The sequence below is a fragment of the Bacillus sp. FSL W8-0640 genome (genome assembly GCF_038007725.1).
Taxonomy (GTDB): Bacteria; Bacillota; Bacilli; order Bacillales; family Bacillaceae_G; genus Bacillus_A; species Bacillus_A cereus.
Window position 1 is genome coordinate 111526 of the sequence record NZ_JBBOXT010000001.1, and the last position, 13054, is coordinate 124579.

Here is a 13054-nt window from a genome sequence, read left to right on the forward strand (position 1 = left end):
AAGAAGTTTTAATATAATCATTTATGTTGTGAATTTAATTAGTGTACCGTAGACAGTAGGTGTCAATAGACTTAATTTCCTACCTAGGTGTTAATATACGAAGCGGAATCTTTTTTCTGTGACTATATGCCTCCATGTCTACAAGTTGGGCATGGAGGTTTTTAGTGCACTTTCGGTACATCTTCTATATAATCTACAGGAGGTGTAATAACATGAGCAAAGTAATCGAAACTAAACAACAAGTTGTAACTGAAATCGCGGACAAACTTCGCGCTAGTAAATCTACAATCGTTGTTGACTACCGTGGTTTAACAGTTTCTGAAGCAACAGAATTACGTAAGCAATTACGTGAAGCTGGCGTTGAGTTCAAAGTTTACAAAAACTCTCTAACTCGTCGTGCTGCAGAATCTGCTGAAATGGCTGAGTTAAATGAATTCTTAACAGGACCAAACGCAATCGCGTTCAGTAACGAGGATGTAGTTGCTCCTGCGAAAGTATTAAACGACTTCGCTAAAGATCATGAAGCTTTAGAAATTAAAGCGGGCGTAATCGAAGGTAAACTTGTAACACTTGATGAGGTTAAAGCAATCGCTACTCTTCCATCACGTGAAGGCTTACTTTCTATGCTTCTTAGCGTTCTTCAAGCTCCAATCCGTAACCTTGCACTTGCTACTAAAGCAGTTGCAGACCAAAAGGAAGAGCAAGGCGCTTAATTTTTTAAAAGATAATTACGTATTATCGATAAAACAATACAAACCTATTTAAGGGAGGATATTTACAATGACTAAAGAACAAATCATTGAAGCAGTTAAATCTATGACTGTATTAGAACTTAACGACTTAGTAAAAGCTATCGAGGAAGAATTCGGCGTAACTGCTGCTGCTCCTGTAGCTGTTGCTGGTGGCGCTGGAGAAGCTGCTGCTGAGAAAACTGAATTTGATGTGGAACTAACTAGCGCTGGTGCACAAAAAATCAAAGTTATCAAAGTTGTTCGTGAAATCACTGGTCTTGGCTTAAAAGAAGCTAAAGAATTAGTTGACAACACTCCAAAAGTAATCAAAGAAGCTGCTGCTAAAGAAGAAGCTGAAGAAATCAAAGCTAAACTTGAAGAAGTTGGCGCTGCTGTAGAAGTTAAGTAATTAACTTTTGATGCTTTAAAAAAAGCTCGCTCTCATGCGAGCTTTTTTTTTAACTGTAAAGAAAAGAGGTGGCCATATGGCAGACCATTATTTTTCTAACGACCCTTCTAGTAAAAGTGATCGTAAGCGATGGGAGTTTGCCCTTCGTGGATCTCGATTCACTTTCTTATCTGACCATGGGGTGTTCTCGAAAAACGAAGTGGACTTTGGTTCCCGTCTTTTAATTGAAGCGTTTCAAATGCCAGATATTAAAGGTGATATATTAGACGTAGGTTGCGGATACGGTCCTATTGGTTTGTCGTTAGCGAAAGAGTTTCAAGGTCGTGAAGTTCACATGGTGGATGTGAACGAGAGGGCACTTGGGCTTGCGAAAGAAAACGCCGCTAATAACAAAATCGAGAATATACGTATTTTTCAAAGTAGCGTCTATGAAAATGTAGATGGTAAGTATGCTGCTATTCTATCTAACCCTCCAATTCGTGCGGGTAAAGATATCGTACATGAGATTTTAGAAAAAGCTGTGGAGTATTTAGTTCCAGATGGAGAGCTTTGGATTGTTATTCAAAAGAAACAAGGTGCACCGTCTGCGCTAAAAAAACTAGAAGAAGTATTTTCTGAAGTTGAGGTTGTAGAAAAGAAAAAAGGATATTATATCATAAAATCAAAAAAACGTTGACGGTTATTTTTGGCTATGTTAACATTATACAATGCCAATATATGATTTTCTGCGTTGAGAAAGATGTATATTTTTGTTTCTCTTGGAAAAGATAGTAAAATCAGCAGATTATGAAACAGAATGATGGTTTTCTTATAGAAGCCATTTTTCTTTTTTGAGCAGGTAGAAAGACTCAACGTATTTATCTTTAAGAGAAAGAGACTACGCTAATAGCAGTAGTTGTATTTATTTGTGATTTTGCACAAATTTTTTTGTGCATTTATAATACTCATGATTTGAGGGGTGAAGCAGTTGACAGGTCAACTAGTTCAATACGGACGCCACCGCCAACGAAGAAGTTATGCCCGTATTAGTGAAGTATTAGAGTTACCAAATCTTATCGAAATTCAAACCTCTTCTTATCAGTGGTTTCTTGATGAGGGTTTGCGAGAAATGTTCCAAGACATTTCTCCGATTGAAGACTTTACGGGAAATCTATCGCTTGAATTTATCGACTACAGCTTAGGTGAACCTAAATACTCTGTAGACGAATGCAAAGAGCGTGATGTGACGTATGCAGCACCACTTCGTGTAAAAGTGCGTCTAATCAACAAGGAAACTGGTGAAGTAAAAGAACAAGATGTGTTCATGGGAGATTTCCCACTCATGACAGAGACTGGAACATTCGTAATTAACGGTGCAGAACGTGTTATCGTTTCCCAGTTAGTTCGCTCTCCAAGCGTATACTATAGTGGCAAAGTGGATAAAAACGGAAAACGTGGTTTTACTGCTACTGTAATTCCAAACCGCGGAGCTTGGTTAGAGTATGAGACAGATGCTAAGGATGTTGTATATGTGCGTATTGACCGTACGCGTAAACTTCCTGTAACTGTTTTGTTACGCGCATTAGGGTTTGGCTCTGATCAAGAAATCACCGAGCTTTTAGGTGATAACGAATACTTAAGCAACACATTAGAAAAAGACAACACAGATAGCACAGAAAAAGCATTGCTTGAAATTTATGAGCGTCTACGTCCTGGTGAACCACCAACAGTAGAAAATGCTAAGAGCTTACTTGTGTCTCGTTTCTTCGATCCAAAGCGCTACGATTTAGCAAATGTAGGTCGCTATAAGATCAACAAGAAGTTACACATTAAAAACAGATTGTTTAATCAACGTTTAGCTGAAACATTAGTGGATCCAGAAACTGGTGAAATTTTAGCGGCAGAAGGAACAATCTTAGATCGTCGTACACTTGATCGCATTTTACCTTACTTAGAGAAAAACATTGGATTCAAAACAGCGAAACCAATGGGTGGAGTGGTAGAAGGCGATGTTGAGCTGCAATCTATTAAGATTTATGCTCCTGAGTCGGAAGGCGAACGCGTAATTAATGTAATTGGTAATGCAAACATTACTCGTGATGTGAAACACATCACACCAGGTGATATCCTTGCTTCTATCAGTTACTTCTTCAACCTACTATACAAAGTAGGGGATACAGATGATATTGACCATTTAGGAAACCGTCGTCTGCGTTCTGTTGGAGAACTATTACAAAATCAATTCCGTATCGGTCTTTCTCGTATGGAACGTGTTGTTCGTGAGAGAATGTCGATCCAAGATACAAATGCGATTACACCACAGGCACTAATTAATATTCGTCCTGTTATTGCATCTATTAAAGAGTTCTTCGGAAGTTCTCAGTTATCTCAGTTTATGGACCAAACAAACCCATTAGCAGAGTTAACTCACAAACGAAGACTATCTGCATTAGGACCCGGTGGTTTAACGCGTGAGCGCGCAGGCTTTGAAGTGCGTGACGTTCATTACTCTCACTACGGTCGTATGTGTCCGATTGAAACACCAGAGGGACCAAACATCGGTTTGATTAACTCATTATCTTCGTTCGCGAAAGTAAATGAGTTTGGTTTCATTGAAACACCATACCGTCGTGTTGACCCAGAAACTGGTCTTGTAACAGGGCATGTTGATTACTTAACAGCAGATGAAGAAGATAATTATGTTGTAGCCCAAGCGAATATGAAATTATCTGACGAAGGTGAATTCCTAAGTGAAGATATCGTAGCTCGTTTCCGTGGTGAAAACATTGTCACAAATAGAGAACGCATCGACTACATGGATGTATCTCCAAAACAAGTAGTGTCGGCAGCGACAGCTTGTATTCCGTTCTTAGAAAACGATGACTCTAACCGCGCACTTATGGGAGCGAACATGCAACGTCAGGCGGTTCCGTTAATGAATCCGGAATCTCCGATTGTAGGTACAGGTATGGAGTACGTATCAGCAAAAGACTCAGGTGCTGCAGTAATCTGTAAACATCCTGGTGTTGTTGAGCGCGTAGAAGCACGTGAAGTTTGGGTACGTCGCTATGTAGAAGTTGACGGTCAAACAGTAAAAGGCGACTTAGATCGCTACAAAATGCAAAAATTCATTCGTTCTAACCAAGGAACTTGTTACAACCAACGTCCAATCGTAAGTGTTGGAAATGAAGTTGTAAAAGGTGAAATCCTTGCGGATGGTCCTTCTATGGAATTAGGTGAACTAGCACTTGGACGTAACGTGCTTGTTGGCTTCATGACTTGGGACGGTTATAACTACGAGGATGCGATCATCATGAGTGAGCGCCTTGTAAAAGATGATGTGTACACTTCTATTCATATTGAAGAATATGAATCAGAAGCTCGTGATACGAAGCTTGGACCAGAAGAAATTACACGTGACATTCCAAACGTTGGGGAAGACGCATTACGTAACCTTGACGAGCGCGGTATCATTCGCGTTGGTGCTGAAGTAAAAGATGGAGATTTACTTGTTGGTAAAGTAACACCTAAAGGTGTAACAGAATTAACAGCTGAAGAACGTCTATTACATGCTATCTTTGGAGAAAAAGCGCGTGAAGTACGTGATACATCACTACGTGTACCACACGGTGGTGGCGGTATTATCTTAGACGTAAAAGTATTCAACCGTGAAGATGGCGATGAATTGCCACCAGGCGTGAATCAACTTGTACGTGCATATATCGTTCAAAAACGTAAAATTTCTGAAGGTGACAAGATGGCCGGACGTCACGGTAACAAAGGTGTTATTTCTCGTATTTTACCAGAAGAAGATATGCCTTACTTACCAGACGGTACGCCAATCGATATCATGTTAAACCCATTAGGGGTACCATCTCGTATGAATATCGGTCAGGTATTAGAGCTTCATCTTGGTATGGCAGCAAGATACCTTGGCATTCACATTGCAACACCAGTATTCGATGGTGCTCGTGAGGAAGATGTTTGGGGCACAATTGAAGAAGCTGGTATGGCAAATGACGCGAAAACAATCCTGTATGACGGACGTACTGGTGAACCATTCGATAACCGCGTATCTGTTGGTGTCATGTATATGATCAAACTTGCGCACATGGTTGACGATAAACTTCATGCTCGTTCTACTGGACCATACTCACTTGTAACGCAGCAACCTCTTGGAGGTAAAGCTCAGTTCGGTGGACAGCGTTTCGGTGAGATGGAGGTTTGGGCACTTGAAGCTTACGGTGCTGCTTATACTCTTCAAGAAATCTTAACAGTGAAGTCTGATGATGTTGTTGGACGTGTTAAGACTTATGAAGCAATTGTTAAAGGCGAAAATGTTCCAGAACCAGGCGTTCCTGAATCATTCAAAGTATTGATTAAAGAGCTGCAAAGTTTAGGTATGGACGTTAAAATGATGTCTAGCGACGATACAGAAATTGAAATGCGTGATACAGAAGATGACGATGATCATCAATCAGCAGATAAATTGAATGTCGAAGTTGAGACAACTAAGGAATAATTGGGATAACCTGTAGACTAAAAGGGAGGTAGGCCCCTTGATAGATGTAAATAACTTTGAATATATGAAGATTGGACTTGCTTCACCTGACAAGATTCGTTCTTGGTCATACGGTGAAGTTAAGAAACCAGAAACTATTAACTATCGTACGTTAAAGCCTGAAAAAGATGGCTTGTTCTGTGAGCGTATTTTCGGACCACAAAAGGACTGGGAATGTCATTGTGGAAAATACAAACGTGTACGTTATAAAGGTGTAGTTTGTGATCGATGTGGCGTTGAAGTAACGCGTGCAAAAGTACGTCGTGAACGTATGGGTCATATCGAATTAGCTGCTCCTGTATCTCATATTTGGTATTTCAAAGGTATCCCGAGCCGCATGGGACTTGTCTTAGACATGTCCCCTCGCGCGCTTGAAGAAGTAATTTATTTCGCTTCTTATGTTGTAACAGAAAGTGGAGATACACCACTTGATAAGAAGCAATTACTTTCTGAAAAAGAATACCGTGCATATCGTGATCGATATGGTAGCACATTCCAAGCTGCTATGGGTGCAGAAGCAATTAAAAAGCTACTACAAGACATCGATTTAGATAAAGAAGTAGACTTCTTAAAAGAAGAATTAAAAACAGCACAAGGACAACGCCGTACTCGTGCTATTAAACGTCTAGAAGTATTAGAAGCATTCCGTAACTCTGGAAATGAACCGTCTTGGATGATCTTAGATGTTCTACCAGTAATCCCACCAGAACTACGCCCAATGGTACAGTTAGACGGTGGACGTTTTGCTACTTCTGACTTAAACGACTTATACCGTCGTGTAATTAACCGTAACAATCGTTTAAAACGTCTATTGGACTTAGGTGCACCAAGCATCATCGTTCAAAACGAAAAACGTATGTTACAAGAAGCTGTAGACGCATTAATCGATAATGGTCGTCGTGGCCGTCCAGTTACTGGACCAGGTAACCGTCCATTAAAATCACTATCTCACATGCTTAAAGGTAAACAAGGACGTTTCCGTCAAAACTTATTAGGTAAACGTGTTGACTACTCTGGTCGTTCTGTAATCGTTGTAGGACCGAACTTAAAGATGTATCAATGTGGATTACCAAAAGAAATGGCGCTTGAACTGTTCAAACCTTTCGTAATGAAAGAGTTAGTTGAAAAAGGATTAGCACATAACATTAAGAGTGCGAAACGTAAAATCGAGCGTGTACAACCTGAAGTTTGGGACGTTTTAGAGTCTGTGATTAAAGAACATCCAGTACTTCTAAACCGCGCACCAACACTTCACCGTCTTGGTATCCAGGCGTTTGAACCTACATTAGTAGAAGGTCGCGCAATCCGTCTTCACCCACTTGTATGTACTGCATACAACGCGGACTTTGACGGTGACCAAATGGCCGTTCACGTACCTTTATCATCAGAAGCTCAAGCTGAAGCTCGTCTTCTTATGTTAGCGGCACAAAACATCTTGAACCCGAAAGACGGTAAACCAGTTGTTACTCCATCTCAGGATATGGTATTAGGTAACTATTACTTAACACTTGAGCGTGAAGGTGCAATCGGTGAAGGTATGGTCTTCAAAGATGCAAACGAAGCATTGCTTGCATATCAAAATGGATATGTTCATCTTCATACACGTGTTGCAGTAGCTGCAAGTGCAGTAAACAACGCAACATTTACTGAAGAGCAAAAGAGTATGCTTCTATTAACAACAGTTGGTAAATTAATATTTAACGAAATCTTACCAGAGTCGTTCCCTTATATTAATGAACCAACAAATTCAAACCTTGAAAAAGAAACACCAGCGAAATATTTCGTTGAAAAAGGTGCGAACATTAAAGAAATTATTGCTAGTCGCGAAGAAGTGGCGCCATTTAGCAAGAAAATCCTTGGTAACATCATTGCGGAAGTATTCAAACGTTTCCAAATTACAGAAACGTCTCGCATGCTTGACCGTATGAAAAACTTAGGATTCAAGTACTCTACAAAAGCTGGTATTACAGTTGGGGTATCTGACATTCTTGTATTAGGCGAAAAAGATGAAATTCTCCACGAAGCACAAGCAAAAGTAGATAATGTAATTAAACAATTCCGTCGCGGTTTAATCACGGAAGAAGAACGTTACGATCGCGTTATCTCTATTTGGAGTAATGCAAAAGATGTTATCCAAGGAAAACTGATGAAATCCTTGAATAAACGCAACCCAATCTTCATGATGAGTGACTCAGGTGCCCGTGGTAACGCATCTAACTTTACTCAGCTTGCTGGTATGCGTGGTCTTATGGCCAATCCATCTGGTCGTATCATCGAACTTCCAATCAAATCGAGTTTCCGTGAAGGTTTAACAGTACTTGAGTACTTCATCTCTACGCACGGTGCGCGTAAAGGTCTTGCTGATACAGCACTTAAAACTGCCGATTCTGGTTACTTAACACGTCGTCTTGTTGACGTTGCACAAGATGTAATCGTTCGTGAAGATGATTGTGGAACAGATCGCGGTTTATTAATCGGTGCGATTAAAGAGGGTAATGAAGTTATCGAGTCATTATATGATCGTCTTGTTGGACGTTTTGCAAGAAAAACTGTAAAACATCCTGAAACAGGTGAAGTATTAGTTGCTGAAAATCAATTAATTACTGAAGATATCGCTCATATCGTTGAAAATTCGGGTGTTGAAACTGTAAACATTCGTTCAGCGTTTACGTGTAACACTCGCCACGGTGTATGTAAGAAGTGTTACGGTCGTAACTTAGCAACTGGAACAGACGTAGAAGTAGGAGAAGCGGTAGGTATTATCGCAGCTCAATCTATCGGTGAGCCAGGTACACAGTTAACGATGCGTACATTCCATACAGGTGGGGTTGCCGGAGATGATATCACTCAAGGTTTACCTCGTATCCAAGAGATCTTCGAAGCTCGTAATCCGAAAGGTCAGGCAGTTATCAGTGAAATCGACGGTGTTATCGCAGCGATCAACGACGTTAAAGATCGCCAAGAAGTAGTTGTACAGGGCGAAGTTGAAGCTCGTACGTATGCTATTCCTTACGGTGCTCGTCTGAAAGTAACTCCAGGACAGCCAATTAGCCACGGTAAAGAGTTAACAGAAGGTTCTATTGATCCGAAAGAATTACTAAAAGTAACGGACATTACGGCGGTTCAAGAATACTTATTACGTGAAGTTCAAAAAGTATACCGTATGCAAGGGGTAGAAATTGGTGACAAACACGTAGAAGTAATGGTACGTCAAATGTTACGTAAAGTTCGTGTAAGTGATGCAGGTGAAACAGATGTATTACCAGGAACATTACTAGATATCCATCAGTTCACTGATGCGAATGCTAAGGTCTTACTGCAAGGTAAGCAACCAGCAACAGCTAGACCTGTTCTACTTGGTATTACAAAAGCTTCACTTGAAACAGATTCATTCTTATCTGCAGCATCGTTCCAAGAAACAACTCGTGTCTTAACTGATGCAGCAATTAAGGGTAAACGCGATGAACTTCTAGGATTAAAAGAAAATGTTATTATCGGTAAACTTGTTCCTGCTGGAACAGGTATGAATCGTTATCGCAAAGTGGATCTTGTAAAAACAACACAAGATGACATGAATGTAGAAAACGATGAGGTTTATGTGGAACAGTAAAATTTTCCGGCATAAATTTTGTATAAAAACAATTAATCTTAGTTGACATTGTATGAGTCAAAATGTTACTATAATCAAGGTTGCTCCTGAACGATGCTTTGGAGGATATTTATATGTCTTATCAAAAAGTATCAACTGCTGAAAATGTAGTCGTTGGTCATAAACGCACATTGGAGGCAATCAAAAATGGTACAGTTAAAGAAGTTGTCATCGCAGAGGATGCTGACATGCGGTTAACCCATGCTATCATTCGTGTTGCAATGCAATATAACGTGCCCATAACAAAAGTTGAATCAGTTCGTAAGCTTGGTAAAGCTTCGGGGATTCAAGTGGGAGCTTCAGCAATAGGAATAATAAGTTAAAACTGTTTTTGTGAGGAGAGAGCATTTGCTCTTCCTTGCAAAAACTTTGTTTTCAACTAATAATGAACCACCTGGATATGTGGTCATACAAACATGCGAAGGGAGGATAATCAAATGCCTACTATTAACCAATTAGTGAGAAATGGTCGTACTGATAAAGTATGGAAATCTAAATCACCTGCGTTAAACAAAGGTTTTAACTCTTTAAAGAAAAAATCAACTGATATCTCTGCACCTCAAAAACGTGGTGTATGTACTCGTGTTGGTACAATGACTCCAAAGAAACCTAACTCAGCGTTACGTAAATACGCTCGTGTACGTTTAACAAACGGTATCGAGGTTACAGCTTACATCCCAGGTATCGGTCATAACCTACAAGAGCATAGCGTAGTATTAATTCGCGGTGGTCGTGTAAAGGATTTACCGGGGGTACGTTACCACATCGTTCGTGGTGCGCTTGACACAGCTGGTGTTGACAAACGTATGCAAGGACGTTCTAAATATGGTACTAAGAGACCAAAACCTGCTAAAAAATAATAACTTTAAAATGAAAGGAGGAACTCAATATGCCTCGTAAAGGACCTGTTGCGAAACGTGACGTGTTACCAGATCCAATGTACAATTCGAAGCTAGTAACACGCCTTATCAACAAAATGATGGTTGACGGTAAAAAAGGTAAATCTCAAACAATTCTTTATAATGCGTTCGATATCGTAAACGAACGTACTGGTAAAGAGCCAATGGAAGTATTCGAGCAAGCTCTTAAGAACATCATGCCTGTTCTTGAAGTACGCGCTCGTCGTGTTGGTGGTGCTAACTACCAAGTTCCAGTTGAGGTTCGTCCAGAACGCCGTACAACTTTAGGTCTTCGTTGGTTAGTAAACTACGCTCGTCTTCGTGGTGAAAAAACTATGGAAGAGCGTCTTGCTAACGAAATCTTAGATGCAGCTAACAACGCTGGTGCATCTGTTAAGAAACGTGAAGACACTCATAAAATGGCAGAAGCTAACAAAGCATTTGCTCATTACCGTTGGTAGGATTCAACGTAAAATAAATGTAAGCATAAACCGCTTTATTTGTCGCTTATGGAAGTGTGGAGAGGGAGAATGCCTCTCCCTTTCATCGGGCGCTCGTTTTACATAATGAGAGTACTGGACATACTGACATGTGTAACAATATAAAGTGGCTTTTTTGCTACTTAAAATAAAAAAATCCAATCCATATATGGAAGGAGCAAGACACCAAATGGCAAGAGAGTTCTCTTTAGAAAACACTCGTAATATTGGTATCATGGCTCACATCGATGCTGGTAAAACAACAGCAACTGAGCGTATTCTGTACTACACAGGACGTATTCATAAAATCGGTGAAACTCACGAAGGTGCATCTCAGATGGACTGGATGGAGCAAGAGCAAGAGCGTGGTATCACAATTACTTCTGCTGCAACTACAGCACAATGGAAAGGTCATCGTGTAAACATCATTGATACTCCAGGACACGTAGATTTCACAGTAGAAGTAGAACGTTCTTTACGCGTACTTGATGGCGCTGTAGCAGTACTTGATGCGCAATCTGGTGTAGAACCACAAACAGAAACTGTTTGGCGTCAGGCTACTACTTACGGCGTACCTCGTATCGTATTCGTTAACAAAATGGATAAGATCGGTGCAGATTTCTTATACTCTGTAGGAACAATCCACGATCGTTTACAAGCAAACGCACATCCAATTCAGTTACCAATCGGTGCTGAAGATGAGTTCAATGGTATCATTGACCTTGTTGAAGAGTGTGCTTACATGTACGGTAACGATTTAGGAACAGACATTCAACGTGTTGAAATTCCTGAAGAGCACAAAGAATTAGCTGAAGAATACCGTGGAAAACTTATTGAAGCGGTAGCTGAGCTTGATGAAGAAATGATGATGAAGTACCTAGAAGGTGAAGAAATCACTGTAGAAGAGCTTAAAGCTGGTATCCGTAAGGCTACAACTTCTGTAGAATTCTTCCCAGTAATCTGTGGTTCTGCATTCAAAAACAAAGGTGTTCAAATTCTGTTAGACGCAGTTATCGACTACCTTCCATCTCCACTAGATGTACCTGCTATTAAAGGTACTCTACCGGATACAGATGAAGAAGTAGAACGTAAGTCTAGCGATGAAGAACCATTCGCAGCTTTAGCATTCAAAATCATGACTGACCCTTATGTTGGTAAGTTAACGTTCTTCCGTGTGTACTCTGGTGTGTTAAACTCTGGATCATACGTGAAAAACTCAACTAAAGGTAAGCGTGAGCGTGTAGGTCGTATCCTACAAATGCACGCTAACAGCCGTGAAGAGATTTCAACAGTTTACGCTGGTGATATCGCTGCTGCTGTAGGTTTAAAAGATACTACTACTGGTGATACTCTTTGTGACGAGAAGAGCCTTGTTATCCTTGAGTCTATGGAATTCCCAGAGCCAGTTATCTCTGTAGCTATCGAACCAAAATCTAAAGCTGACCAAGATAAAATGGGTACAGCATTATCTAAGCTTTCTGAAGAAGATCCAACATTCCGTGCTCACACTGACCAAGAAACTGGCCAAACTATCATCGCTGGTATGGGTGAACTTCACCTTGATATCATCGTTGACCGTATGCGTCGTGAATTCAAAGTGGAAGCAAACGTTGGTGCTCCTCAGGTAGCATACCGTGAGACTTTCCGCGCTGCTGCGAAAGTTGAAGGTAAGTTCGCTCGTCAATCTGGTGGTCGTGGACAATTCGGTCACGTTTGGATTGAGTTTGAACCTAACGAAGAAGGTAAAGGATTCGAATTCGAAAACAAGATCGTCGGTGGTGTAGTTCCTCGTGAATACATCCCAGCTGTTGGAGCAGGTCTTGAAGATGCACTTAAAAATGGTGTACTAGCTGGTTATCCACTAGTTGACATTAAAGCTGCATTAGTTGACGGATCTTACCATGATGTCGATTCATCTGAGATGGCGTTCAAAATCGCTGCATCTATGGCACTTAAAGCTGCGGTTTCTAAATGTAGCCCAGTAATTCTTGAGCCAATGATGAAAGTTGAAGTTGTAATTCCTGAAGAGTACATGGGTGACATTATGGGTGACGTAACATCTCGTCGTGGACGTGTAGAAGGTATGGAAGCTCGCGGTAACGCACAAGTTGTTCGCGCTATGGTTCCACTTTCTGAAATGTTCGGTTATGCAACGTCATTACGTTCTAACACTCAAGGACGCGGAACATTCTCTATGGTGTTTGACCACTATGAAGAAGTACCAAAGTCTGTTTCTGAAGAAATTATCAAAAAAAATAAAGGTGAATAATTGATTTTTATCGATTGTTCAAGTATAACTACTTATGTAAGCTTAGAAAGTGGGACGTAAGTTTCACTTTCTAGTCTA

Annotated in this window: 9 protein-coding genes and 1 other annotated feature; all 9 genes read left to right on the forward strand. The window is 40.4% G+C overall.

The features are described 5' to 3' along the window. The first annotated feature begins 28 nt into the window (after window positions 1-28). Window positions 29-173 (forward strand) — a sequence feature (ribosomal protein L10 leader region). Window positions 174-212: 39 nt separating this feature from the next. The 9 genes from rplJ to fusA all read left to right on the forward strand — a co-directional run bounded on the left by rplJ (window position 213) and on the right by fusA (window position 12976). Next, complete coding sequence (rplJ, locus tag N2V80_RS00615; protein ID WP_000048716.1) at window positions 213-713, forward strand: 50S ribosomal protein L10; 501 nt, start codon at window positions 213-215, stop codon at window positions 711-713. A 67-nt stretch (window positions 714-780) separates the two neighbouring features. Continuing rightward, entirely contained in the window at window positions 781-1140 is a 360-nt protein-coding gene (gene rplL, locus N2V80_RS00620) for a 50S ribosomal protein L7/L12 (RefSeq protein ID WP_000159736.1), read from the forward strand. A 76-nt stretch (window positions 1141-1216) separates the two neighbouring features. Continuing rightward, on the forward strand, window positions 1217-1816 hold the full coding sequence (locus N2V80_RS00625) for a class I SAM-dependent methyltransferase (RefSeq protein WP_000763262.1): 600 nt from the start codon (window positions 1217-1219) through the stop codon (window positions 1814-1816). A 291-nt stretch (window positions 1817-2107) separates the two neighbouring features. Then, window positions 2108-5641 (forward strand): DNA-directed RNA polymerase subunit beta, encoded by a 3534-nt coding sequence (gene rpoB, locus N2V80_RS00630; protein WP_000147553.1) that lies wholly within the window; start codon window positions 2108-2110, stop codon window positions 5639-5641. 37 nt (window positions 5642-5678) lie between these two features. Further along, window positions 5679-9290, forward strand: coding sequence for a DNA-directed RNA polymerase subunit beta' (rpoC, locus tag N2V80_RS00635; RefSeq protein WP_000567939.1), 3612 nt, complete (start codon window positions 5679-5681; stop codon window positions 9288-9290). A gap of 113 nt (window positions 9291-9403) precedes the next feature. Continuing rightward, a complete protein-coding gene (locus N2V80_RS00640) occupies window positions 9404-9652 on the forward strand; it encodes a 50S ribosomal protein L7ae-like protein (protein ID WP_000121837.1) in 249 nt (82 codons plus the stop codon). A gap of 114 nt (window positions 9653-9766) precedes the next feature. Beyond that, complete coding sequence (gene rpsL, locus N2V80_RS00645; RefSeq protein WP_001142341.1) at window positions 9767-10189, forward strand: 30S ribosomal protein S12; 423 nt, start codon at window positions 9767-9769, stop codon at window positions 10187-10189. 29 nt (window positions 10190-10218) lie between these two features. Next, entirely contained in the window at window positions 10219-10689 is a 471-nt protein-coding gene (gene rpsG, locus N2V80_RS00650; protein WP_001137491.1) for a 30S ribosomal protein S7, read from the forward strand. A gap of 208 nt (window positions 10690-10897) precedes the next feature. Next, window positions 10898-12976, forward strand: a complete 2079-nt coding sequence (fusA, locus tag N2V80_RS00655) for an elongation factor G (protein WP_000090370.1) — start codon at window positions 10898-10900, stop codon at window positions 12974-12976. The last annotated feature ends 78 nt before the right edge of the window (window positions 12977-13054 follow it).

Bases quoted from the DNA above. Each gene is read 5' to 3' on its own strand.
- N2V80_RS00625 (WP_000763262.1), top strand. From the start codon at position 1,217: ATGGCAGACCATTATTTTTCTAACGACCCTTCTAGTAAAAGTGATCGT.
- N2V80_RS00640 (WP_000121837.1), top strand. From the start codon at position 9,404: ATGTCTTATCAAAAAGTATCAACTGCTGAAAATGTAGTCGTTGGTCAT.
- fusA (WP_000090370.1), top strand. From the start codon at position 10,898: ATGGCAAGAGAGTTCTCTTTAGAAAACACTCGTAATATTGGTATCATG.
- rplJ (WP_000048716.1), top strand. From the start codon at position 213: ATGAGCAAAGTAATCGAAACTAAACAACAAGTTGTAACTGAAATCGCG.
- rpsG (WP_001137491.1), top strand. From the start codon at position 10,219: ATGCCTCGTAAAGGACCTGTTGCGAAACGTGACGTGTTACCAGATCCA.
- rpsL (WP_001142341.1), top strand. From the start codon at position 9,767: ATGCCTACTATTAACCAATTAGTGAGAAATGGTCGTACTGATAAAGTA.
- rplL (WP_000159736.1), top strand. From the start codon at position 781: ATGACTAAAGAACAAATCATTGAAGCAGTTAAATCTATGACTGTATTA.